At 71.6% G+C, this 24,260-nt stretch carries 16 protein-coding genes and 1 pseudogene; 9 read left to right on the top strand and 8 right to left on the bottom strand.

Annotated elements, in window-relative coordinates; genetic code table 11:
• Positions 1-409 precede the first annotated feature (409 nt).
• The gene (locus ACZ4N4_RS42940; RefSeq protein ID WP_450759276.1) at positions 410-859 is read left to right on the top strand and encodes a PTS sugar transporter subunit IIA; all 450 of its coding nucleotides are present in this window, start codon (positions 410-412) and stop codon (positions 857-859) included.
• Between the two features lie 95 nt (positions 860-954).
• Entirely contained in the window at positions 955-2,625 is a 1,671-nt protein-coding gene (gene ptsP, locus ACZ4N4_RS42945) for a phosphoenolpyruvate--protein phosphotransferase (protein ID WP_453576626.1), read from the top strand.
• A 71-nt stretch (positions 2,626-2,696) separates the two neighbouring features.
• On the opposite strand, the gene ACZ4N4_RS42950 is transcribed toward ptsP, so the two are convergent.
• Together ACZ4N4_RS42950 and ACZ4N4_RS42955 are read right to left on the bottom strand one after the other, a co-directional pair.
• Entirely contained in the window at positions 2,697-3,590 is an 894-nt protein-coding gene (locus tag ACZ4N4_RS42950; RefSeq protein WP_467599498.1) for a hypothetical protein, read from the bottom strand.
• Positions 3,591-3,935: 345 nt separating this feature from the next.
• Entirely contained in the window at positions 3,936-5,903 is a 1,968-nt protein-coding gene (locus ACZ4N4_RS42955; RefSeq protein ID WP_467599501.1) for an acetoacetate--CoA ligase, read from the bottom strand.
• A gap of 212 nt (positions 5,904-6,115) precedes the next feature.
• Here ACZ4N4_RS42955 and ACZ4N4_RS42960 point away from each other — a divergent pair, with 212 nt between their 5' ends.
• Positions 6,116-8,476 (top strand): glycoside hydrolase family 31 protein, encoded by a 2,361-nt coding sequence (locus ACZ4N4_RS42960; RefSeq protein ID WP_467599504.1) that lies wholly within the window; start codon positions 6,116-6,118, stop codon positions 8,474-8,476.
• A 10-nt stretch (positions 8,477-8,486) separates the two neighbouring features.
• Here the strand turns inward: ACZ4N4_RS42960 and ACZ4N4_RS42965 are convergent, their stop codons facing one another.
• Positions 8,487-9,020, bottom strand: coding sequence for an NUDIX domain-containing protein (locus ACZ4N4_RS42965; protein ID WP_453576616.1), 534 nt, complete (start codon positions 9,018-9,020; stop codon positions 8,487-8,489).
• Positions 9,021-9,206: 186 nt separating this feature from the next.
• Between ACZ4N4_RS42965 and ACZ4N4_RS42970 the strand changes: the two genes are divergently transcribed.
• The 5 genes from ACZ4N4_RS42970 to glpK all read left to right on the top strand — a co-directional run bounded on the left by ACZ4N4_RS42970 (position 9,207) and on the right by glpK (position 15,228).
• The gene (locus ACZ4N4_RS42970; protein ID WP_467599507.1) at positions 9,207-9,653 is read left to right on the top strand and encodes a Zn-ribbon domain-containing OB-fold protein; all 447 of its coding nucleotides are present in this window, start codon (positions 9,207-9,209) and stop codon (positions 9,651-9,653) included.
• Entirely contained in the window at positions 9,650-10,840 is a 1,191-nt protein-coding gene (locus ACZ4N4_RS42975; RefSeq protein WP_467599680.1) for a lipid-transfer protein, read from the top strand. The genes ACZ4N4_RS42970 and ACZ4N4_RS42975 overlap by 4 nt, the downstream gene beginning before the upstream one ends.
• A 112-nt stretch (positions 10,841-10,952) precedes the next feature.
• Entirely contained in the window at positions 10,953-12,596 is a 1,644-nt protein-coding gene (locus tag ACZ4N4_RS42980) for an EAL domain-containing protein (protein WP_467599510.1), read from the top strand.
• A 307-nt stretch (positions 12,597-12,903) separates the two neighbouring features.
• Complete coding sequence (locus tag ACZ4N4_RS42985) at positions 12,904-13,641, top strand: MIP/aquaporin family protein (protein ID WP_453576609.1); 738 nt, start codon at positions 12,904-12,906, stop codon at positions 13,639-13,641.
• A gap of 69 nt (positions 13,642-13,710) precedes the next feature.
• A complete protein-coding gene (gene glpK, locus ACZ4N4_RS42990) occupies positions 13,711-15,228 on the top strand; it encodes a glycerol kinase GlpK (RefSeq protein ID WP_467599513.1) in 1,518 nt (505 codons plus the stop codon).
• Between the two features lie 62 nt (positions 15,229-15,290).
• Here the strand turns inward: glpK and ACZ4N4_RS42995 are convergent, their stop codons facing one another.
• The 5 genes and pseudogenes from ACZ4N4_RS42995 to ACZ4N4_RS43015 form a co-directional block, all read right to left on the bottom strand.
• A complete protein-coding gene (locus tag ACZ4N4_RS42995; protein ID WP_467599516.1) occupies positions 15,291-15,896 on the bottom strand; it encodes a GTP-binding protein in 606 nt (201 codons plus the stop codon).
• A pseudogene (locus ACZ4N4_RS43000) lies at positions 15,877-19,564 on the bottom strand (hydantoinase B/oxoprolinase family protein). The gene ACZ4N4_RS42995 and the pseudogene ACZ4N4_RS43000 overlap by 20 nt, the downstream one beginning before the upstream one ends.
• Before the next feature lie 24 nt (positions 19,565-19,588).
• On the bottom strand, positions 19,589-19,984 hold the full coding sequence (locus ACZ4N4_RS43005; protein WP_450759250.1) for a DUF742 domain-containing protein: 396 nt from the start codon (positions 19,982-19,984) through the stop codon (positions 19,589-19,591).
• 9 nt (positions 19,985-19,993) lie between these two features.
• Positions 19,994-20,428: a roadblock/LC7 domain-containing protein gene (locus tag ACZ4N4_RS43010; RefSeq protein WP_453576601.1), complete on the bottom strand. Its 435-nt coding sequence runs from the start codon at positions 20,426-20,428 to the stop codon at positions 19,994-19,996.
• The gene (locus ACZ4N4_RS43015) at positions 20,425-23,259 is read right to left on the bottom strand and encodes a sensor histidine kinase (RefSeq protein WP_467599519.1); all 2,835 of its coding nucleotides are present in this window, start codon (positions 23,257-23,259) and stop codon (positions 20,425-20,427) included. The genes ACZ4N4_RS43010 and ACZ4N4_RS43015 overlap by 4 nt, the downstream gene beginning before the upstream one ends.
• Before the next feature lie 436 nt (positions 23,260-23,695).
• Between ACZ4N4_RS43015 and ACZ4N4_RS43020 the strand changes: the two genes are divergently transcribed.
• Entirely contained in the window at positions 23,696-24,244 is a 549-nt protein-coding gene (locus tag ACZ4N4_RS43020) for a hypothetical protein (protein WP_467599522.1), read from the top strand.
• Positions 24,245-24,260 lie beyond the last annotated feature (16 nt).

A 24,260-nucleotide genomic window follows, 5' to 3' on the forward strand; every position in this document is an offset into this window, starting at 1 on the left:
GCGTTGACTTTTGGCACGCTGTTGAGTTCTCAAGGAACGGTCGCTTCCTTTGTACTCACCCTCTCGGGCTTTCCTCCGGGCTTCCCTTCGGTGTTCCAAACTCTATCAGTGTTTTTCCGGCCCTCTGACCACCTTCCCGCAGACATGCGGAAGATGATCCCGAGTTAGGATCTGACAAATTTGGGTGCCGCTGAGTGAGGACGCCTTTTAGCGCCGCTCGGCCTCAAGCAGGAGTACGACTGTACACGGAGCCTCGGAGCCCGTGCAAATCCATTAGGCTGGTGGTCTAGACCACTACCTGGTAGCTTCCATGCGGAACCGCCACTTCATATGACATACGCTGCTGCTCAGTGCCGTCCGGAACAGGCAGTGACGGCCCGTAAGCAGCTCCATCTCCGGGAGGCTTCCCATGACCACCGTGACGTCCCCTCTGGCAGGACGCGCTATTGGACTGGCCGCCGTGCCGGATCCGGTCTTCTCCGGGGCCATGGTCGGCCCGGGCACAGCTATCGACCCCGCGCGCGAGCCTTCCGAGGTCGTGGCGCCCGTTGACGGCGTCATCGTCTCCCTGCACCCGCACGCGTTCGTCGTCGTCGACGAGAGCGGCCACGGGGTGCTCACCCATCTCGGTATCGACACGGTGCAGCTCAACGGCCAGGGCTTCGAGCTTCTCGTCAACAAGGGCGACACCGTGACCCGCGGCCAGGGCGTCATCCGCTGGAACCCGGCCGAGGTCGAGGCCGCCGGCAAGTCTCCGGTGTGCCCTGTCGTGGCCCTGGAGGCCACGGCCGACTCCCTGTCCGAGGTCCGTGACGACGGTGACGTGAAGGCCGGGGACAGCCTCTTCGTCTGGAACTGACGACCCCGACGCCGTCCCGTCGTATGGCGGAGAGGACGGCGACCACGACAACCACCGCGGCGGCGGGACCCGCCGCACTATCGGAGACGGGTGAGATGGAGACAACGCTGCGAGGCGTCGGCGTGAGCCACGGTGTGGCGATCGGCGAGGTTCGGCACATGGGAACGGCGGTGCTGGAGCCGCCTGCCAAGCAGATCCCGGCGGAAGAGGCGGAGCGGGAGCCGGGGCGTGCCCGGCAGGCCGTGGAGGCCGTCGCCGCCGACCTGATGGCGCGGGGCAACCTGGCCGGCGGTGAGGCCCAGGCGGTGCTCGAGGCGCAGGCCATGATGGCCCAGGACCCGGAACTCATGGCCGACGTGGAGCGCCGGATCGCCGTCGGCAGCACCGCCGAGCGTGCCGTGTACGACGCGTTCGCCGCGTACCGCGAGCTGCTGGCCGGAGCCGGCGAGTACCTGGCCGGCCGCGTGGCCGACCTGGACGACGTGCGGAATCGTATCGTCGCCCGCCTGCTGGGGGTTCCGATGCCGGGTGTCCCGGACAGCGACGAGCCGTACGTGCTGGTCGCGCGGGATCTGGCGCCCGCGGACACCGCTCTTCTGGACCCGACCCTGGTGCTCGGTTTCGTGACCGAGGAGGGCGGGCCGACGAGTCACAGCGCGATCCTGGCGCGGGCGCTGGGGGTGCCGGCCGTGGTCGCGCTGCCGGGCGCCGGTGAGCTCGTCGAGGGCACAGTCATCGCCGTCGACGGCAGCACCGGCGACATCTTCGTGAACCCGAGCGCGGAGAAGAAGGCCGAGTTGGAGGCCGCGGCGGCCGAACGCAAGGCCGCGCTGACCGCCTCGACCGGTCCGGGTGTCACCGCGGACGGGCACAAGGTGCCGCTGCTGGCCAACGTGGGCGGACCGGCGGATGTCCCGGCGGCCGTGGCGGCCGGTGCCGAGGGTGTGGGTCTGTTCCGTACCGAGTTCCTGTTCCTCGACGACAGCAAGAACGCGCCGTCCGAGGAGAAGCAGGTCGAGGCCTACCGTCAGGTGCTCGAGGCGTTCCCGGAGGGCCGGGTCGTCGTGCGGGTGCTGGACGCGGGTGCGGACAAGCCTCTGGACTTCCTGACTCCGGCGGACGAGCCGAACCCGGCGCTGGGCGTGCGCGGTCTGCGGACGCTGCTCGACCACCCCGACGTGCTGCGCACCCAGCTGACCGCGCTGGCGAAGGCGGCCGAGGGACTGCCCGTCTACCTTGAGGTCATGGCGCCCATGGTGGCGGATCGTACCGACGCCAAGGCGTTCGCGGACGCCTGCCGTGCGGCGGGGCTGCGGGCCAAGTTCGGCGCCATGGTGGAGATTCCGTCGGCCGCGCTGCGGGCGCGTTCGATCCTCCAGGAGGTCGAGTTCCTGTCCCTGGGCACGAACGACCTGGCGCAGTACACGTTCGCCGCGGACCGTCAGGTCGGTGCGGTGTCCCGGCTGCAGGACCCGTGGCAGCCCGCGCTGCTCGACCTGGTCGCGCTGTCCGCCGAGGCGGCGACGGCCGAGGGCAAGAGCTGTGGTGTCTGCGGCGAGGCCGCCTCCGATCCGCTGCTGGCGTGTGTCCTGACCGGTCTGGGTGTCACCTCCCTCTCCATGGGTGCGGCGTCGATTCCCTACGTCCGGGCGACGCTGGCCAAGTACACACTGGCCCAGTGCGAGCGGGCCGCCTTGGCCGCGCGTGCCGCCGACAGCGCGGATGAGGCCCGCGCGGCGGCTCAGGCGGTGCTGTCCGGCGAGTAGCCGGGCGCGAGCCCTGATCGGCTGTCCTTCCGGGGGCGCCCCACCTGCGGGTGGGCCGCCCCCGCTGCGTCTCAGTGGTGGTGGCCCGGTGTCGTCTCCTGGTCGCCGAGGTCCGGTGGTGCGCAGTAGTCGACGTCGGATTCCGGGGAGATGAGGTCGCCGGATTCGACGTCGGTGCAGTAGGCGTCGAAGACCTCGGCCGCGGTGAGGGGTGCGAGGCGGTCGCCGCGCAGGCGCCAGCCGCATACGCGGTCGGCGGTGCCGGGGGCGCTGGTGCGCATGACGAGTCCGCCGGGGCTGCGGGTGGCGAGGCCGAGGGCGAGGACGCTGGTGAATTCGAGGGCTTCGGCTTCGTCGAGGCGGGTGGTGCCCTCGCTGTCCTGCTCGACGTGGAGGACGGTGACCAGCGTTTCGGGTGGTCCGGAGACGCTGCACACGAGGTGCCGGTCGCCCGGTGGGGCGGCGTCGAGGATGCGGGTGAGGAGGTGGGAGGCGCGGGCGAAGGCGGCGCGCCCGATGTCCTCGCCGCAGGTGGGGCAGGGGCCGAGGCGGGCCAGGAGGGTGCTGGCGTACTCCCAGGTGGCCTGGCGTACCGCTTCGTCGACGAGGGCGGGGACGAGGTCGGTGAGGGGTCGGCCGTCGTAGGGGACGGTGGCGCCGGTGGCCGCGAGTTCCGCGGTGAAGCGGGTGCGGGTCGCGGGGTTGTCGGGGTCGAGTCCGGTGTCCGTGCAGAACTCGGCGTATTCCTCGGGGTCGAAGAGGGCGAGCGTGGTGTGGGTGCCTTCGGCCGCGCGGGTCCTGAGGAGGGCTTCGATCTGGTTTAGGTAGGTGGGATGGTCGTGGAAGGGGAAGGTGCGGTAGCGCCGCATGGCGCGGAAGTCGTGTTCGTCGGTCAGCAGGCCGATGGTGCCTGCGATCTCGCGGCGCAGGACGCGTCGCATGGCCCGGTGGTCGGTGTGCGCCATGTTTCCCCCTGTGAGCAGGCGATCATTGCTCACTCACCGTAACCAACACCACTGACAATGCTGGTCGCGGAAGCCGGTCACGGACGAGGTAATGCTGAATTCCGCAGGTCAGGGCGATGGAGGCGCCGATGCTGTCCAGCCGAGCGGACCGGTGGCGATGGCGGCGGTGACGGCGAGTGGGCCGATGCTGTGCTGGGCGGCCTGCGCGAGCCCGTGGACTCCGAGGTGCGGATCTCGACCGCCGGGCTGGAGCCGGCCGACGCGGTGCGGCCGGCCTCGGACTTCGCCGCCGTGCTGGGCGAGTCCGAGGCCACCTACGGCGGGTGAGCACTCCCGCTGGGAGGATCAGGCGCGCTTGCGGGCCAGGTCCTCGTAGAAGCTCAGCAGGTCGAGGTTGTCGATGGAGCCGGGGTTGACGGCCTTATCCAGGGGCGCACCCTGGAGGAGGCGCTTGACCGGGACCTCGATGCGCTTGCCGGTGAGGGTGTGCGGGACGCCGGGGACCTCGATGATCTCGTCGGGGACGTGGCGCGGCGAGAGCTGTTCGCGGATGGCCTGCTTGACGCGGTTCAGGAGGGCTTCGTCGAGGACGGCGCCCGGGGCCAGGTGGACGAACAGGGGCATCCAGTAGCCGCCATCGGGCTGTTCGACGCCGATGACGAGGGATTCCCTGATCTCGGGCAGTCGCTCGACGACCTCGTAGATGTCGGCCGAGCCCATCCGTACGCCCTGGCGGTTGAGCGTGGAGTCGGAGCGGCCGTGGATGATCACCGAGCCACGGGAGGTGACGGTGATCCAGTCGCCGTGCCGCCAGACGCCGGGATACATGTCGAAGTAGCTGTCGTGGTAGCGGCTGCCGTCGGGGTCGTTCCAGAAGTGGATCGGCATCGAGGGCATGGGGTTGGTGACGACGAGCTCACCGACCTCGTCGATGACGGGGTTCCCGCTGGGGTCCCAGGCCTGGAGATCGGTTCCGAGGCCGGGTGCCTGGAGTTCGCCGGTATAAACCGGGAGGGTGGGGACGGCGCCGGCGAAGCAGGAGCACACGTCGGTGCCGCCGCTGACGGAGGCGATCCAGAGGTCGTCGCGGACCTCGTCGTGCAGCCAGCGGAAGCCGTCGGGGGGCAGTGGCGAGCCGGTGGTGGCGACGCACCCCACCTTGGAGAGGTCGAAGTCGCGGGCGGGGTGCACACCGGCCTTGCGGCAGGCCATCACATAGGCGGCGGAGGTGCCGTAGAGGGTGGCTCCGGTGCGTTCGGCGACCCGCCACTGGGCGCCGGTGTCGGGGAAGCCGGGGCTGCCGTCGTACAGGACGATCGTGGTGCCCGTGAGGAGGCCGGAGACGAGGAAGTTCCACATCATCCAGCCGGTCGAGGTGTACCAGAAGAAGCGGTCTTCGGGCCCCAGGTCGCAGTGCAGGCCGAGCTGCTTGAGGTGTTCGACCAGGATGCCGCCCTGGGACTGGACGATGGCCTTGGGCAGGCCGGTTGTGCCGGAGGAGTAGAGCACCCAGAGGGGGTGGCCGAACGGGACCTGTTCGAATGCGGGCTCGGTGTCGGCGGCGGTCAGGGCCGACCACTCCAGGGCGCCTTCGGGGGCGGCCGTACCGAGCAGTGGGATGTGGACGACGGCGCGCAGGGTGGGCAGTTCGCGCCGGAGTTCGGCGACGGTCTCGCGGCGGTCGTGTTCCTTGCCCCCGTAGCGGTAGCCGTCGACGGTGAACAGGACGACGGGTTCTACCTGCTGGAAGCGGTCCAGGACGCTGCGGGCGCCGAAGTCCGGGGCGCAGGAGGTCCAGACGGCGCCCACGGCGGCGGTGGCCAGAAGGGCGGCCACGGCCTGGGGGATGTTCGGGAGGTAGCCGCTGACGCGGTCTCCCGGGCGGACGCCGAGAGTGCGGAGCTCGGCGGCCAGGGAGCCCAACTGGCGGCGCAGTTCGGACCAGGTGACCGGAAGCGGTTCGTGGGTCTCGTCGACATACAGGAGCGCGGGTTCGTCCGCGCGGGTGGCGGCGGCGCGCAGGGCGTGCTCGGCGTAGTTCAGCGTCGCGCCGGGGAACCACTCGGCGCCGGGCATCGCGCGGTCGCCGAGCACGCGCGCGTAGGGCGTCGAGAACCGGACGTCGAACCACTCCGTGACGGCCTTCCAGAACGTGTCCAGACGGTCGACGGACCAGCGGTGCAGGGCCCGGTACCCGCCCTCGGCCGGGGCGCCGTGGTGTTCCGCCGCCCAGGACTGGAACCTGGTGATGTGCGCCTGGGCGATCCGTTGCGGATCGGGTTGCCAGAGCGGCTGGGGGTTCGCGGTCGGCATGGGGCGGCTCCCGGACTTCTGCGCTGGTGTGCGTCGTACGCGCACGAGCTGGGGTGTGCGCGTACGCGGCTGACAGGGACGATGCCATGTGATCGACTTCTACACCAGGGTGCGCTCCACATAGTCCGTGTCGTGAAGATGTGGTCCCGGCACGGGTGAACGGAAGTTGAACGGCACGCGGGTGTGGAGCGGCGAGTGGCAGGGTGAGCAGTATGGACGGTCGTGACCTGGTGCGTTCGGTGAGAGTGGTCGGTTCGAGGAAGGCGGCTCAGGGGTTGCGTACCGTACGGGCGGCATGGCGCAGGAGGCGGATCGACGCCGCCGGGCTGCCCGCGCGGGGGGCCGAGCGCGCCCGGGTGCCGGGGCCGGTGCAGGAGGCGGTGCCGGGGCCGGGCGGCGGGGTGATCCGCTTCAGCCGGTCCGAGCTGCGGATCACGGTCGCCGTGAACGGGGCGGTCTTCTGGGGCTGGGACGGGGCCGGTCCGGAGCCGTCGTACGCGCTCGCGGGGCGCTGTCCCGAGCCTGACCCGCGGGCGGTCCTCGAACCGGACACGGACGGCGGCTGGCGGGTCGTGGCGGAGCGGGTGAAGGTCAGCGTCTCGCGGCACGGCGCGGTGGAGGTGTGCACGCCAGGTGGCGTGATGCTGCGGCGGGATCTGCCGCCCCGTTGGTGGGAGCCGGTGGACGGCGGCCCGGCACGCTGGGTGCAGCGGTCCGAGGTCGCCGCGGACGCGCGGTTCTTCGGTCTGGGCGGGCGTGCCTCGGGGCCACGGCTGCGCGACGGCACGTACCGGCTGTGGAACACCGACCCCGGCCGTGCCTTCGGGCCCGGTACCGATCCGCTGTACGTCACCATGCCGGTGCAGCTGGTGGTGGCGGACGCGGCCGCGCACCTGGTGTTCCACGACACCTCCTGGGACGGCACGGTGACCCTCCGGGAGGGCGAGGAGGGTGCCGGATCCGGCCATGACAGGACCGGGCGGAGCGAGCTGCGGATGGACGGCGGTCCGCTGCGCTGCTGGGTGATGGCGGGCACGCCCGCGCGCGTGCTGCACACCTGGGCCTCGCTCACCGGCGCGCCCGCGCTGCCGCCGGCCTGGGCGCTGGGCCATCACCACGCGCGCTGGGGTTTCGGCAGCGAGCAGGAGGTCCGGCGGATCGTCGGCGGTTACCAGGAGCGGGGTCTGCCACTGGACGCCGTCCATCTGGACATCGACCACTACGACGCCCATCAGGTTTTCACCGTCAACCACGAGCACTTCCCGAAGCTGCCGACGCTGGCGGAGGAGCTGCGGCGGGACGGGATCCGGCTGGTGTCGATCATCGACCCGGCGGTGAAGGCCGCGTCGGGCAACGCGGTCCATGACAGCGGGACGGGGATCGACGCCTTTGTGCGGGATCCGTCGGGGCGGTTGGTGGAGGGCGTGGTGTGGCCCGGCGAGGCGGTCTATCCCGACTTCACGCACGCGCGCGTGCGCAAGTGGTGGGGCGGACTGTACGAGGAGCGGCTCGCGCAGGGCTTCGCCGGGTTCTGGCACGACATGAACGAGCCGACGTCCTTCAACGCCTTCGGGGAGTCCACGCTGCCACGCTCGTCACGCCACGCCCTGGAGGGACGCGGCGGCGACCACCGGGAGGCGCACAACGTCTATGCGCTCTGCATGGCGCGGGCGGCCTACGAGGGGTTGCGCGAACTGGCGCCCAAGGAGCGGCCGTTCCTGTTCTCCCGGGCCGGCTGGGCCGGCATGCAGCGTTACGGGGGCACCTGCTCCGGTGACGTCGCCACCGGCTGGCCTGGACTGCGCGCCTCCCTGTCGCTGGTCCTGGGGCTCGGGCTGTGCGGGGTGCCGTACTCCGGCCCGGACGTGGGCGGTTTCGACGGGAGCCCGTCGCCGGAGCTGTTTCTGCGCTGGTTCCAGCTGGGCGCCTACCTGCCGCTGTTCCGTACGCACGCGAGCATGCGGGCGGGGCGCAGGGAGCCGTGGGAGTTCGGGGCCGAGGTGCTGGAGCACGCGCGCGTGGCGCTCCTGGAACGGCGGCGCCTGCTGCCGTACTTCGTGACGCTGGCCCACCTGGCCCGGCGGACCGGCGCGCCCTATGTGCGGCCGCTGTGGTGGGGTGCGCCGGAGGACCGGGCGCTGCGTGACTGCGAGGACGCGTTCCTGCTGGGCGACGGTCTGCTGGTGGCTCCGGTGCTGGATCCGGGCGCCGACCGGCGGGCGGTGCAGCTGCCCCGGGGACGCTGGTACGACACGCTGACGGAGCAGGCGTACGAGGGGCCGGGGCAGGTGCTCGTGGACGCTCCGCTGTCGCGGATCCCGGTGCTCGCGCGCGCGGGTGCCGTCCTTCCCGTGCGGGACGAGGACGGCGGTGTGCGGCTGGAGGTGTGGGCGCCCGCCCGGGGACGGACCGGGGGCGGGCTGTTCGTGCCGGACGCGGGCGACGGCTGGGACGAGCCGGAGATCGAGCGTTACGTCGCCCGCTGGGAGGGCCGGCGGGTGGTGGTGAGACGGGAGGGGGACGACGGCGTGGGCGAACCGCCGTATCCGGTGCGCGTCCGGGGGCTGGGGTGAGCCGGAGGGCTCAGTAGCGGCCCTCGAACCACGCGCGTACGGCCACGCTGTGCAGCGGGAAGGCGAGTTCCTCGGGCCTGCGCAGCAGGTGCCATCCCTCCGTCTCGTCCGTCGCGCCGGACGTCGGGAGCCCTTCGGCCGGGCGTTCCGGGAGGAGTCCGAACAGCAGCAGGTGCCCGTCGGGTGAGCTCATGGCGTCGACGAGCCGTACGTCCCGCGCGGCCACGTCGATGCCGGTCTCCTCCTTGAGTTCACGCACGACGGCGTGCCGCCAGTCCTCGCGGTAGTCGACGTAGCCGCCGGGCAGCGCCGTGCCTCCGCGGGCGGGGGCGATCGTCCGGGTGATGACGACCAGGGCGGTGCCCTTCGTGTCGTACACGGGCTGGAGGGCGATCGCCACCGGCAGCGGGTTGCGGTAGGCGACGTGGCCGCAGGCCGGGCAGGTGCGCGGCCAGCCGGAGACTCCCGCTCCGTAGGACGCTCCGCAGCTCGAACAGTGCGAGCCCGGAGCGGAGTTGGCAATTGGGTGCTGATTTTCGGACACGCGCGGACTTTATCCGATCACGAGAGCGACGTCTTACGGTCAGAGGAACGCCTCGTTCCGGAAGTGCACCGACGTCGACGGCGGAGACCGGGCGATGGAATGCGACCCGGGGGTACGCCCTGCCCAATCGCGGCGACTCGTGACACACTTCTGACGTTCCGTCAGATCCCTTGCCCTGGAGGAGCTTTGTCGCGTACACGCACGCCTGCGGTCAAGGGCTGGTTCACGGGCGAGGGGGACGGGTTCCGGCTCCTGGGTACCCGTTGCGCGGCCTGCGCCTCGGTCTTCTTCCCGCGCGAGGACGCCCACTGCCGTAATCCCGGGTGCGCGGGCGGCGACCTGGCGGAGGTCGCGCTCTCCCGCCGCGGGCGGATCTGGTCGTACACCGACAGCCGGTACCGACCGCCGTCACCCTATGTGAGCGATCCGGAACTTCCGTGGGAACCGTACGCGTTGATCGCTGTGGAGCTGGAGTCCGAGCGGATCGTGGTGCTGGGACAGGCGGTTCCCGGGATCACCGTCACCGATCTGGCGGTGGGCATGGAGGTCGAGGTCGTCCCCGGAGTGCTGGGCGAGGACCCGGCGACGACATGGACGACCTGGCACTGGAGGCCGACGGGGGTGACGGCATGACGGCGGACGTGGCGGTGCTCGGCGTGGGCATGCACCCCTGGGGCAAGTGGGGGCGCGGCTTCGTCGAGTACGGGACGGCGGCGGCCCGCGCGGCCCTCGCGGACGCGGGACTCCGGTGGCGGGACATCGGCTCGGTCGTGGGCGCGGACACGGTGCGTGGCGGGTATCCCGGCTATGTCGCGGGCGCGACCTTCGCCAAGGCGCTGGGCTGGCAGGGGGCGCGTGTCGCGAGCGTGTACGCGGCGTGCGCGTCCGGGGCGCAGGCGGTCGCCGCGGCGCGGGCGCAGATCCTGGCGGGGCTCGCTGACGTGGTGCTCGTGGTGGGCGCGGACGCGGCGCCCAAGGGTTTCTTCCGGCCCGCCGGAGGAGACCGCCCCGACGATCCCGACTGGCTGCGCTTCCGACTGCTGGGCGCCACCAATCCCACGTACTTCGGGCTGTACGCTCGTCGGCGGATGGCGCTGTTCGGGGACACCCCGGAGGACTTCGCGCTGGTCAAGGTGAAGAACGCGGCCCTGGGCGCGCTCAATCCGTACGCCCGGTACCGCGATCGGGTCACCGCCGAGCAGGTCGCCGCCTCCCAGGTGGTCGCCGATCCGCTGCGGCTGCTGGACATCTGCGCGACCTCCGACGGCGGGGCCGCGCTGGTGCTGTCCAGCCTGGAGTTCGCGCACCGGCACGGTGCGGCCCGGCCGGTGCGGATCCGCGCGGTGTCCACGGTCACACCGCGCTATCCGAACACGGTGCTGGACCTCCCGGACATCGCCACCGACTCCGCGGCCGCGGTCGAGCCCCCGGTGGAGCCCTTCCGTGCGTCGATCGCGCGGGCCGCCTACGAGGAGGCGGGCATCGGCCCCGAGGAGCTCTCCCTGGCGGAGGTGTACGACCTGTCCACCGCACTGGAATTGCAGTGGTACGAGGATCTGGGCCTGTGCGCCGAGGGCGAAGCGGCCAAGCTGCTGCGCGAGGGGGCGACGGCCCTGGGCGGCCGGATACCCGTCAACGCCAGTGGCGGGCTCGCCTCCTTCGGGGAGGCGGTACCGGCCCAGGCGATCGCCCAGGTCTGTGAGCTGACCTGGCAGTTGAGGGGCGCTGCGGGCGACCGCCAGGTGGCGCACGCGCGCGTGGGGATCACGGCCAATCAGGGGCTGTTCGGACACGGCTCGTCCGTGATAGCGGTGCGCTGACGGGACAGATGTGACAGCAGGGGTCGCACACCGTGTGTGATCACCTCGAAATGGTGCGTGAACGTCTTATGAACTGCCCCTGGGCGTCGGCCGATGGCGTCATCATGCTCCCGTGCGCTCCTGGACGGATGCTCTCCGTTTCGCCTTCCAGCCGGTGGTCAATCTGACGACCGGCGGGATCACCGCACTGGAGATCCTCGCCCGCCCCGAGACCGGTGACATCCTCGCCGAAGCCCGCCGCAACCCCGAACTCGACGGCAGGCTGGCCGTGTTGGCCCTCCGTTCGGCGGCCCGCCAGGAGACGCTGCTGCCGCTGCACATCAACGTGTTCGCGGCCACGCTCGCCGACCTGGGCGGCATCGGCCCGCTGCCCGGGGCCATCCGCGAAGCCGGACGGATGCCCTGGGAGGTGACCCTGGACATCGTGCCGCCGTACACACACGTGCCGCACCGGGCCCTGCTGGAGTCCGTGGCGACGCTGCGCGGCCAGGGCTTCCGGATCAGCGCGGACGGCATCGGCGACGGGGACGTACCCCTGCGGCTGCTCACCGACCTCTCCCCCGACCTGGTCAAGCTGGACGCCTCACTGCTCGGCCGACCGGCCGCGGTGCGGGCGATGCGGACCCTGTGCGAGGAACTGGGCGCCCTGCTGGCCGTCGAAGGGGTGGAGACCGAACTCCAGTACACGGCCGCGCTGTCGGCCGGGGCCCAGCTGGCCCAGGGCGAGCTGTTCGCGCCGCCGGCCCGGATCCCGGTGGCGGACGTGTACGTTCCGCCGCGTTCGGCCGCCGCCGCGCCGCCGCCGCGCTCCGGGCCGTCGGTGCGGGAGTTCATCCGGCCCGCCGCCCTGCTGCCGGTCGCCGCGTCCGCGCTGCAGGTGCGAGCCCTGCTGACCGGCTCCCCGGACGTCTCCGGCGTCCTCCTGGTGGACCAGACGGGCGCCCCGGTCCGCTCGGTGCACCGCTCCCGCTTCCTGCTGTCGATGTCCGGCCGCTACGGACACGCCCTGTACGCCGACCGCCCGGCCTTCAAGCTCGGCGACGCACCGCGCACGGTCGGCGTCGACGCGACCGCCTGGGAGGTCCTGGACGTGGTCGCCGTCGGCGACCGGGACCGCACGTCGGACGACGTGGCGGTGGTCGACCGACTCGGGCGCTGCGTGGGCGTCGTACGCCTCGCCGACCTGGTACGCGCCCTCGCCGAGAACCGCGTCGAGGAGGCGGCCGGGCTCAATCCGCTGACCCGGCTGCCCGGTTCGGACGCGATCACGGGCGAGGCGGACCGGTGGATCGCGGAGGGCCGGGTCTTCGCCCTGAGCTGGCTGGACATCGACCACTTCAAACAGGTGAACGACGGCGCCGGGTTCGCCGCGGGGGACGAGCTGATCCGTGCGGTGGGACAGACACTGCAGCAGGCCGTGACCGGGCACGCGCGCGTGGGGCACATCGGCGGGGACGACTTCCTGGTGCTCGCCGACGAGGAAGGGCTGGACCGGCTGGTGACCGGCGTGCTCGACGCGCCCTGGTCCGCCGGCGGCCGTCCCGTCACGCTTTCCCTGGCCACCGTCGTGTGCGGGCCGGGCAGCGTGGCCGACCACCGGGAGGCGGCCGCGTGTCTCACGCCGCTCAAGAAGGCCGCCAAGGCGCTGCCCGGGGCGAGTTGGGTGCTGGGGCGGGCGGGACTGCCCGGGCACGAGATCCGGCGCGGCTCGGGCGCTTATCCGGCCCAGGCCGGCTACGCGACGGTGGAGCCGTGAAAGCCGGCTCCGGGCGAGTTGCCTGTCATCGTTGCCGTCGGCGACCTTGACGCTCCCTGAGTGCCGGTGAAAACTTCCGGTGTCGGTCGACATCGCCGTACATTCTCCGCGTAATCAGGCACCGCGCCATGGGGCGCTCCTGTCCTGAGGCCCGCTCCCCCATGGGCGATTCGGCTGTTACGGCACGCTCGTCACTGACGCCGGGCGGGGCGCGGGACCTTCCCTGCCTTCGGCTGACGTCGCCAAGGGAACCGTTCCTGCTCAATGCGCCGGGGTCGATCCTCCGGCCAGCGCCCTAGGAGCCGCCATGAGCAACGGAGACATATTCGTCGGCGAAGTCATCGGCACCGCCATCCTGATCCTGTTCGGCGCGGGCGTCTGCGCCGCCGTCACCCTCAGACACTCCAAGGCGAGAGCGGCGGGCTGGGTGGTGATCGCGTTCGGCTGGGGATTCGGCGTCCTGGCCGGCGCCTACACCGCCGCTCCCCTCTCCGGCGGCCAGCTCAACCCCGCCGTCACCATCGGCATCGCCGTGGACACCGGTGAGTGGGGCAAGGTCTGGGTCTATCTCCTCGGTCAGTTCGTCGGCGCGATCCTCGGCGCCGTACTGACGTACCTCGTCTACCTGGCCCAGTTCCAGGCCAACGTGGCCGACGAGGACACCGGGGAGGAGCCGACGCCGACGCTCGGCATCTTCTCCACCATCCCGGAGATCCGGAACCCGGTCGCCAACCTCATCACCGAGATCATCGCGACGGTCGCGCTGGTCCTGCCGATCCTCGCGTTCGGGCTGACCAAGGGGCTCGGCGAGTCCGGCACCACCGTGCTGATCGTCTCGCTGCTCGTCGTCGGCATCGGGCTGTCCCTGGGCGGGCCCACGGGCTATGCCATCAACCCGACGCGCGACCTCGGCCCCCGGATCGTCCACACCTTCCTGCCGATCCCCAACAAGGGCACCTCCGACTGGAGTTATGCCTGGATCCCGGTCGTCGGCCCCCTGGTGGGCGGGGCGCTCGCGGGCCTCATCTACAACGCGGCCTTCTGACACCCCGCCTCCTCAAACGCGGCCTTCCGATCCCACGCAGCCTTCCGACCCAGCGACCAAGGGGTAGCCATGACGGACACCGCCGATAGGTACGTCGCCGCAATCGACCAGGGCACCACGTCGAGCCGCTGCATCATCTTCGACCACGGTGGCGCGATCGTCTCCGTCGACCAGCGCGAGCACCGCCAGATCTTTCCCAAGCCGGGCTGGGTGGAGCACGACGCCACCGAGATCTGGTCCAAGGTGCAGGCCGTGGTCGCCGGGGCGCTCGCCAACGCGGGACTGCGCGCCGACCAGCTGAGCGCGCTCGGCATCACCAACCAGCGCGAGACGACGGTCCTGTGGGACCGCGCCACCGGCAAGCCCGTGCACAACGCGATCGTCTGGCAGGACACCCGCACCGCCGCCCTGTGCGGCGAACTCGGCGGCAGCGACGGCCAGGACCGGTTCCGCGACCAGACCGGACTGCCCCTGGCCAGCTACTTCTCCGGTCCCAAGGCGGCCTGGCTGCTGGACAACGTGCCCGGGCTCCGGGACCGGGCCGAGCGCGGGGAGATCGCCTTCGGGACCATCGACTCCTGGTTGATCTGGAACCTCACCGGCGGCATCGACGGCGGCCGGCACGTCACCGACGTGACCAACGCCGGGCGGACCATGCTGATGAACCTGGAGACCCTCCAGTGGGACGCCTCCATCCTGTCCGCGATGAACGTCCCCGACGGGGTCCTGCCCGAGATCAGGTCCTCCGCCGAGGTGTACGGCACCGCCGTCGGCCAGCTCGCCGGGGTGCCGGTGGCGTCCGCGCTGGGCGATCAGCAGGCGGCCGTCTTCGGGCAGGCCTGCTACGACGTCGGCACGGCGAAGAACACCTACGGGACGGGCAGCTTCCTGCTGCTCAACACCGGTGACCGGCCGGTGCCGTCCAAGAACGGGCTGCTGACGACCATGGGCTACAAGATCGGCGACGAGGCGCCGGTGTACTGCCTGGAGGGGTCGATCGCCATCACGGGGGCGCTCGTCCAGTGGTTCCGGGACCAGCTCGGCATCATCCGTACCGCCGACGAGATCGAGACCCTGGCCGCGAGCGTCGACGACAACGGCGGCGCCTACATCGTGCCCGCCTTCTCCGGCCTGTACGCGCCCTATTGGCGCTCGGACGCGCGCGGGGTCGTCACCGGCCTCACCCGGTACGTCACGAAGGCGCATCTCGCCCGCGCGGTCCTGGAGGCGACCAGCTGGCAGACGCGGGAGGTCGTGGACGCCATGTACCAGGACTCCGGGGTGCAGATCACGACCCTGAAGGTGGACGGCGGCATGACGAAGAACAACCTCCTGATGCAGCACCAGGCCGACGTCCTCGGGGTGCCGGTGATCCGGCCCCGGGTCTCCGAGACGACCTGCCTGGGCGCCGCCTACGCGGCCGGCCTCGCGACGGGCGTGTGGAACGACCTCGACGAGCTCAAGTCGCACTGGCAGAAGGACGTCGAGTGGACGCCGGCCATGGAGGCGCCGGTGCGCGACAGGGAGTACGCGAACTGGCGCAAGGCCGTGGAGAAGAGCTTCGGCTGGCTGGAGGACGGCGAGTAGCCGCCCGCCCCGGGACCACGGCCCGTACCCCGGTCGGCGGGGGTACGGGCCGTGCCGGCGCCTCAGGTGGTGACGGTCTGGCGTTGGGCCGCCGCGTACGCCATCGCGTGCTGGACCACGCCGATGAGCACCTGCTTGACCGACTCGCGGTCCCGGGCGTCGCACAGCAGGACCGGCACGTCCGCGTCGAGGTCGAGGGCCTTGCGGATGTCCTCGGCCGGGTAGCGGTCCGCGCCCTCGAAACAGTTGACGCCGACCAGGAACGGTATGGAGCGCCGCTCGAAGTAGTCGACGGCGGCGAAGCAGTCCTCCAGACGGCGCGTGTCGGCGAGCACGACAGCGCCCAGCGCGCCCTCGGACAGCTCGTCCCACATGAACCAGAACCGCTCCTGCCCGGGCGTGCCGAACAGGTACAGCACCAGGTCCTCGCGCAGGGTGATGCGGCCGAAGTCCATGGCGACGGTGGTGGTGTGCTTGCCCTCGACGCCGTTGGTGTCGTCCACCGGCCGCCCGGCCTCGGTGAGCACCTCCTCGGTGCGCAGCGGCCTGATCTCGCTCACCGCGCCGACCAGGGTCGTCTTGCCCACGCCGAAGCCGCCGGCCACGAGGATCTTGAGCGTGACGGGCTCGACCGGGGGCTTGCCGCGCTCAGATCGCCCGAAGATCATCGATCTCTTCTCCTGCTTGATGAGGGTCGCTTGATGGGGTCGGGTGACGGGCTTCCGTATCCGCCGCCACCCGGGGTTTCGATGACCAGTACGTCGTCCGCGCCGACGTCCGCGCTGTCACTGCCGCCGAGCTCGGTGACCGTGCCGTCGGCCCGCTCCACCCGGTTGGCGCCGAGCGCGCCGGGCGCGCCGCCCGCCATGCCGTACGGCGGGACGCGCCGGTGCTGGGACAGGGTGGAGACGGTCATGGGCTCGAGGAAGCGGATGCGGCGCACCGCGCCGTCCCCGCCTTGCCAGCGGCCCGCGCCGCCGCTACCCCGCCGTACGGCGAACTCGTCGAGGCGGACCGGCAGTCGCCACTCCAGGACTTCCGGGTCGGTGAGCCGGGAGTTGGTCATGTGGGTCTGTACGACGCTCGCGCCGGGGAAGCCGTCGCCGGCCCCGGATCCGGAGGCGACGGTCTCGTAGTACTGGTGGCGCTCGTTGCCGAAGGTGACGTTGTTCATCGTGCCGGAGCCCTCGGCCTGGACGCCGAGCGCCGCGTAGAGGGCGCCGGTGATGGCCTGGGAGGTCTCGACGTTGCCCGCGACCACGGCGGCCGGCGGCTCCGGGGCGAGCATCGATCCGGGCGGTACGACGATGTCCAGTGGGCGCAGGCAGCCGTCGTTGAGCGGGATGTCGTCGGCGACCAGGGTACGGAAGACGTACAGCACGGCCGCGTTGACGACGGCGAACGGGGCGTTGAAGTTGGTGTCCAGCTGCGCCGAGGTGCCGGTGAAGTCGACAGTCGCGCGCCGGTTGTCGCGGTCCACGCGCACGCGTACCCGGATCACGGCGCCGGAGTCGGTCTCGTAGGCGTACGCGCCGTCGTCCAGGGCGTCGATGACGCGGCGGACCGCTTCCTCCGCGTTGTCCTGGACGTGCCGCATATAGGCCTGGACGACGTCGAGGCCGAACTCCTCGATCATGCGGCCGACTTCGTCGACGCCCTTGCGGTTGGCGGCGATCTGGGCGCGCAGGTCGGCGAGGTTGGTGCGGATGTTGCGGGAGGGGTAGCGGGCCTCGGCGAGCAGCCGGCGGGTCTCGGCCTCGCGGAACCTGCCGTTCTCGGCGAGCAGCCAGTTGTCGAAGAGGACGCCCTCTTCGTCGATGGTGCGGCTGTCGGCGGGCATCGAGCCGGGGGCGATGCCGCCGATCTCGGCGTGGTGGCCGCGGGAGGCCACGTAGAAGAGGATCTCCGGGGCACTGCCGGGGTCACCCTCCGTGTCCGCCGTGCCGGAGTTAGCGCCGACGCCGAGGCCCTCGGTGCCGAAGACCGGGGTGATCACGGTGACGTCGGGGAGATGCGTTCCGCCGTGGTACGGGTCGTTGACGGCGTAGGTGTCGCCGGGACGCATCGAGGCGCCTCGGCGGCTGATGACCTCTTTCACGCTGGTCCCCATGGAGCCCAGGTGGACCGGGATGTGCGGGGCGTTGGCCACCAGGTTCCCGTCCGGGTCGAACAGGGCGCAGGAGAAGTCCAGGCGCTCCTTGATGTTGACGGACTGGGCCGTCGACTCCAGCCGGGCGCCCATCTGTTCGGCGATCGACATGAACAGGTTGTTGAAGACCTCGAGCAGCACCGGATCCGCTTCTGTGTCGAGATCGGAACTCTGCGTGACCGCCGCGCGTTCCATGACCAGATGCCCGTCGTCGGCCGCCGCGGCCCGCCAGCCGTCGTCGACGACGGTCGTGGCGCCGGCTTCGGTGATGATCGCCGGGCCGGTGACGGATTCGCCGGGGGGAAGGGCCTCACGGCGGTGGAGGGGTACGTCGCGCCAGGCGCCGCCGGTGTGGAGGCGGACGGTTTCCGGGGCGGCGGGACGGCCTTCGTACGGGGCGAGGACGGAGAGATCGGGGGGGCGGGTGATGCCGGTGGCTTCCACGGAGAGGGCTTCGATGACGACCGGGCGGTCGAGCGTGAAGGAGTACGTGGCGCGATGACGTTCTTCGAAGGCGTGTTTCATCGTGTCGGGCTCGGTGAGCTCGACGGTGAGGGTGGTGTCGGTGCCGTCGTAGCGGAGCTGGGCGCGGCGGGTGACTTCGATGCGGTCCTCCGGGACGTCCTCGGCGAGGAGTTCGGAGCGGGCCGTGGCCTCCAGGTCGTCGGCGGTCTTGAGGACGCCGGACATGGCGGCGGGCTCGAGGGGAGCCTCGACGGACTGTTCGCGCATGGCGGTGGTGTCGGCGAGGCCGATGCCGAGCGCGGACAGAAGACCCGCCATGGGCGGCACCAGGACGGTGCGGATGCCGAGCGAGTCGGCGACCATGCACGCGTGCTGGCCGCCGGCCCCGCCGAAGGTGGTGAGGGCGTAGCGGGTGACGTCGTGGCCCTTCTGGACGGAGATCCGCTTCACGGCGTTGGCGATGTTGGCCACGGCGATGCTCAGGTAGCCCTCGGCGACCTGTTCCGGGGTCCGGTCGTCGCCGGTCTGTTCGCGGATCTCGCGCGCGAGGCCGGTGAAGCGGTCGCGGACGAGGCCGGCGTCGAGGGGCTGGTCGCCGTCGGGTCCGAACACGAGGGGGAAGTGGGCGGGCTGGATCCGGCCGAGCATGACGTTGGCGTCGGTCACCGTGAGCGGGCCGCCGCCCCGGTAGCAGGCCGGACCGGGGTCGGCGCCGGCCGAGTCGGGGCCGACGCGGTAGCGGGAGCCGTCGAAGTGCAGCACCGAGCCGCCGCCCGCGGCGACGGTGTGGATGTCCAGCATGGGGGCGCGCAGCCGCACGCCCGCGATCTGGGTGGTGAAGACCCGCTCGTACTCGCCCGCGAAGTGCGAGACGTCGGTGGAGGTTCCCCCCATGTCGAAGCCGATGACCCGGTCGAAGCCGGCGAGCTGCGACATCCGGGCCATGCCGACGATCCCTCCGGCCGGCCCGGACAGGATGGCGTCCTTGCCGCGGAACTGCCCGGCCTCGGCGAGGCCGCCGTTGGACTGCATGAACATCAGCCGGACGCCTTCGAGGTCGTCGGCGACCCGGCGGACGTAACGGCGCAGTACGGGCGACAGGTAGGCGTCGACGACGGCGGTGTCGCCGCGCGGGACGAGCTTCATCAGCGGGCTGACCTCGCTGGACAGCGAGATCTGCGGGAAGCCGGTACGGGCGGCCAGCTCGCCGATCGCCTGCTCGTGGGCCGGGTGGAGATGGCTGTGCATGCAGACGACGGCGACGGCGCGGATCCCCTCGTCGTACGCCTCCTGGAGCGGGCCCGCCAGGGCGTCCAGGTCGGGTGTGCGCAGGACGGTGCCGTCGGCCGCGATGCGCTCGTCGGCCTCGACGACCCGTTCGTACAGCAGCTCGGGCAGGTCGATGCGGCGGGCGAAGATGAGCGGGCGGTTCTGGTAGGCGATGCGCAGGGCGTCGCGGAAGCCGCGCGTGATGACGAGCAGGGTGCGCTCGCCCTTGCGTTCCAGCAGCGCGTTGGTGGCGACCGTGGTGCCCATACGGACGGCGTCGACCTGGTCGCCGGAGCCTTCGAGCAGCTCGCGCACGCCTGCCACCGCGGCGTCGGCGTACCGCGCGGGGTTGTCGGAGAGCAGTTTGTGGGTGAGCAGCCGGCCGTCCGGGCGCCGCGCGACGACGTCGGTGAACGTACCGCCCCGGTCGACCCAGAACTGCCAGCCTGTCACGTCACTACTCCGCATCCGCGCCGGTCACAGCGCCCGGAGGCCGTTGATCACGTCGCGCAGAATACTCTCGTCCACCAGCTCGGCCGGTGGGACCGGGCGGTTGACATGGACGAGTTCACCGTCGACGAGGTCACCGACGAGGACCCGGACCACTCCGACGGGCAGATCGAGTCCGGAGGCCAGCTCGGCGACCGACTGCGGGGTGTCACGGCACAGCTCGACGATGTCCACGTGCTCCGGGGACAGCATCCGGTCGTCCTCCGGGTCGTCCGCGTGGGCCTCCGTGACGACCACCGCGATCAGATCGAGGCGGTGCTGGGCCGCACTGGTGGTGCGGCCCCGCGTCATGGCGTACGGACGGACGACCGGTCCGGCCTCGTCGTCGAACCAGCGACTTCTTCCCTGACCGTCTCCGCTCATGTCATCCCACTACCCGCCCGAGGGCAGATCGGTGCGCGGAACGGCCACCAGATGTGCACCGACCCGCTTGACCAGGAGTGTCATCTCGTAAGCGACCTGGCCGACGTCGGAGTCGGCGTCGGAGAGGACGGCCAGGCAGCTGCCGTCGCCGGCCGCCGTGACGAACAGGAAGGCGTCGTCGAGCTCGACGACGGTCTGCCGGACACTGCCCGCCTCGAAGTGGCGGCCCACGCCCTTGGCGAGGCTGTGGAAGCCGGAGGCCACCGCCGCCAGGTGCTCGCCGTCCTCTCTGGTGAGGTCCTTGGAGACACCGGTGGCCAGGCCGTCGCCGGAGAGCACGACGGCCTTACGGATGCTGGCGACCCGGTCGACCAGGTCGTCCAGGAGCCAGTTCAGCTCGCCCTTGTTCGTCGCCGTGTGGCCGGTCGCCTTCGGATCGGTCATCGACCGTCCCCCTTAGTCGTTCCTTGTGCTGTGCCGTGCTCGGACCCGTCGCCCGCGGTGTTCTCCGCCCGGCCGCGCTGCCAGCCGCGCTGGAGCGAGGCCATGCGGCTGCGGACCTCGTCGGCGTCACGCTCGACGGGTTCCGGCTCGTGCCCGGCGGGTCGGGCGGGTTCCTGTCGCAGCTGTGGGGCCAGGTTGGCCTGCCGTACCCGCCGGGGCAGCGGCCGGGTGCCGGGTGCGGCCTCCGGGGGTGTGCTGCCAAGGGGCGGGACGGAGTCGTCGGTGCCGCTGCCGGAGGTGATCGCGGAGCGGCGGGTTCGCCTGGGCAGCGCGGGGGGCCCGGAGGGTTCCGCCGGGCCGGCCGCCTCGGGCGCCGTGCGTGGCTCGTCGCGGTCGGCCGGGCCGCCGGTGCGCTGCGCAGGCGGCTCGGTGCGGCGGCGGGAGGGCAGCGGGGCGAGTCCGCCCGGTTCGGGCCGGCCCGCGTCCGCCGGGTCCCGGTCATCCGGTCCGGCGCGGCGGGAGCGCTGCTCGGTGACGGGCCTGCCGTGCGAGCTGACCAGCTTGGGCGTACTCCGTCGGGGCAGCGGCACCGGGCCGCCGGGCCGCTCGTCGCGGAAGCCGTCCGCGGTGTCCGGGGCGGGCTGATGCAGCTCGCTGACGACGGGCGCGGTGTCGTCGTCGGCGCGGGCGAGGGAGCGGCGGGGGCGGAACAGACCGCCGCGCTCACTGTCCTCCTCGTTGAGGGCGCCCGGGAAGTCGTCCAGCGCGTCCAGGTCGACGGGGGCCTCCAGCTCGACCGGTCCGCCCAGGAGCGCGGTCGGCAGCCCGGGGCGCTGCCCCGACACCTGGGTGAGGGTGGTGGCGTGGCTCTCCTCGGATCCGGTCTCCGAGGCGGTCCGGGGGCGGTCGAGGCGGAAGCCGACCCCGTTGGTGTCGGGGATGTCGTCGGTCAGCAGTACGTCGGGGATGAAGACGACGGCGGTGGTGCCTCCGTAGGGGGACGGCTGGAGGGAGACGCGGACGTTCTGACGCTGGGCGAGGCGGCTGACCACGAACAGGCCGAGCCGGTCGGTGTCGGAGAGCTCGAACTCGGGGGTCTCGGCGAGCCGCAGGTTGGCGTCGAGGAGCGCCTCGGCCGCCATGCCGAGACCTCGGTCGTGGATCTCCAGGGTGAAGCCGTTGGCGACCCGCTCGCCGAGGACCTGGACGGCGGTGTGCGGCGGCGAGAACACCGTGGAGTTCTCGAGGAGTTCGGCCACGAGGTGGGTGAGGTCGGCGACGGCGGGGCCGGTGACGGCGACCCGGGGCAGCCGGCGGACCTCGATGCGCTCGTAGTCCTCGACCTCGGCCACGGCGGCACGCACCACGTCCATCAGCTGGACGGGGCGGCGCCACTGCCGCGAGGGGGCGGCGCCGGAGAGGATCACCAGGCCCTCGGCGTGCCGGCGCATGCGGGTGGTGAGGTGGTCGAGGCGGAAGAGGTCGGCGAGTTCGTCGGTGTCCTCGGTCCTGCGCTCCATGGTGTCGAGCAGGGTGAGCTGCTTGTGCAGCAGTACCTGGCTGCGGCGGGCGAGGTTGACGAAGACCTCGGAGACGCCGGAGCGCAGTTCGGCCTGTTTGACTGCGGCTTCCACGGCGGCGCGCTGCAGGGTGTTGAGGGCCTGGCCCACGTCGCCGATCTCGTTCTTGTCGTACTCCAGGCGCGGGACCTCGGTCTCCACGTCGACCTGTTCGCCCGCGGACAGCCGGCGCATCACGCTGGGCAGCCGGACCCCGGAGGCCTCGTGCGCCTCCTGGCGCAGCAGCCGCAGGTCGCGGACGAGGCTTCGGCCGACCCGGACCGACACGACCAGCGAGAAGAGCACGGCGACCAGGCCGAGGACACCGACGACGGCCGCCTGGACGATCACGCTGACGGCGACCGGCCGGATGCGGTCCTGGTAGCGGTCACCGACCTGGTCGTCGAGGGTGCGCAGTTCGTCGAGCACATTGCCGGCGGCGGTGTCCCAGCTCCTGGCGCCGACGTCGTTCGGCACACCGGATCCGGCGTCGATCACGGACTGTTCCGCGGTCCGCAGCGGGGCGGTCGTGGCGTTCTTCCAGAAGCGGTCGAAGCGGTCGCGTTCCGACGACGGCAGCAGCGGCAGGCTGATGTCGTACAGGAGGGTGCGCTGGGCGACGAGGTCGGAGATCTCCCGGGTCTCGGCGCGGGAGATCTTCCCGACCACGAGGGCGGAGCCGAGCAGGGCGTCCTCGCGGGAGAGGAGTTCGCGGGCACGGGTGATGTTGACGAGCGCGCGGGCCTGCTTGTCCATCTCGACGTCGTCGATCCCGCCGAGGGAGGCGAGCAGCGTGTAACAGGGGTCGACCACACGGTTGTAGAGGTCGAGGGCCTGGGCGCGGCTGACGGTGCCCTGTTCGACGCTGTGCCGCAGGGCGTCGATGCCCTCGAACGCGTCGAGCACGGCGGTGAGGCGTTCGGCGTCGTCGGCGCTCATACCGTCGCGGGCGCTCTGCTTCCCGGCGTTCTTCCGCAGATCGGCGACGGCGCTGTCGGTGGCGGCGCGGGTGCGGTGCAGGGCGGCGAGCGCGTCGGCGGCGCGCGGGTCGGCGAGATAGACGAGGGTCTGCCGGCGTTCCTGCTGGAGGACCCGGGCGGTGTCCTCGGTGGGGTAGCCGATGTCCTCGACGATGCTCGACACCTGGAACAGCTGGGTGACCTCGCGCCCCGTGAGCACGGCCGCGAAGCCCCAGACGGCCGTCAGGGACACCAGCGGCACGAGAAGCAGCGCCACGATCTTCCGGCGGATCGACTTCCCGCGAAAGCGCATGGCCTCCCCCAGCTCGACCCCCGCCGGCCGGGGGTACACATGTACGTCAACAAACGGCGCGAGCCTACTACCGCCGCATGGATAACTCGAAGACGCGTCCGGACGACGAACTTCCGCCTCGGCGCCGGGACATGGGGAACGGACAGGGAGAGATGTCCGGGCATTGCGGGAGATTGCCACCGCGATCGCGCCGACTTCGCGCGTGTCAGGGCGGGAACGACACGAAGGATCAGTTGGCCGGAAATTTTCACTGGTTGGGAATCATCGGGCGAGTTCGTTCGTCCTCGTTGATGGGCGATGGGTGCGAAATCGGCCACAGGAGCTGTATCTCGCATCCGGGCAGCGTAAAACAGCGCAAGCCGGGCAGCCACAGGGGAGTCGGGGTCGTCGGACACCGGCGCGAGGGGGTCTGTCGGCGGTGGGGAGTGACACCTTGATGGGGACGGCTCAGCGGCGCTTGGCGCCCGAGGACGGCACGGCGGCACGCTCGGCGGTGCGTCCGGTGCCCGAGGCGCCGGACGGTGGCCTTTCGCCACGCGGCGGCGTCGAGGAGCGCTCCGCGGCGTGGTCGCGCACGCAACAGCAGGCACAGTACCGGCCGTTGTGGGTCGAGGAGCCGGCCAAGCGGTATCGGATGCCGGATCCGGTGCGTACGTCGGCGGTGCGGGCCCTGATCATCATCGCCGTCACGCTGATCCAGGCCATGGTGGCGTTCTTCTGCACGATGGCGGAGTCCTGGCTGGCGTTCCCGATGGTGATCAGCAGCGTGGCGAGCACGGTGGTGGCCACCTGGGGCGCGGTGGACGTCCTGGTGACCCGTCAGGTGTGGAACCAGCGCTACGGCGTGGTCTCGGAGCCGAGCAGCACGGCACGCTCGCTCCGCCGCGAGCGACGGGCGGCCCGGCGGCGCCAGCGGGCCGCCGAGCGCGAACAGGAGCGGACACGGCGGCGCGGCGGCAAAGCCGGGCAGCTGTCCCACCCCTGAGACCGGCACCGCCGTC

It is taken from the genome of Streptomyces sp. NPDC026538, assembly GCF_055567535.1.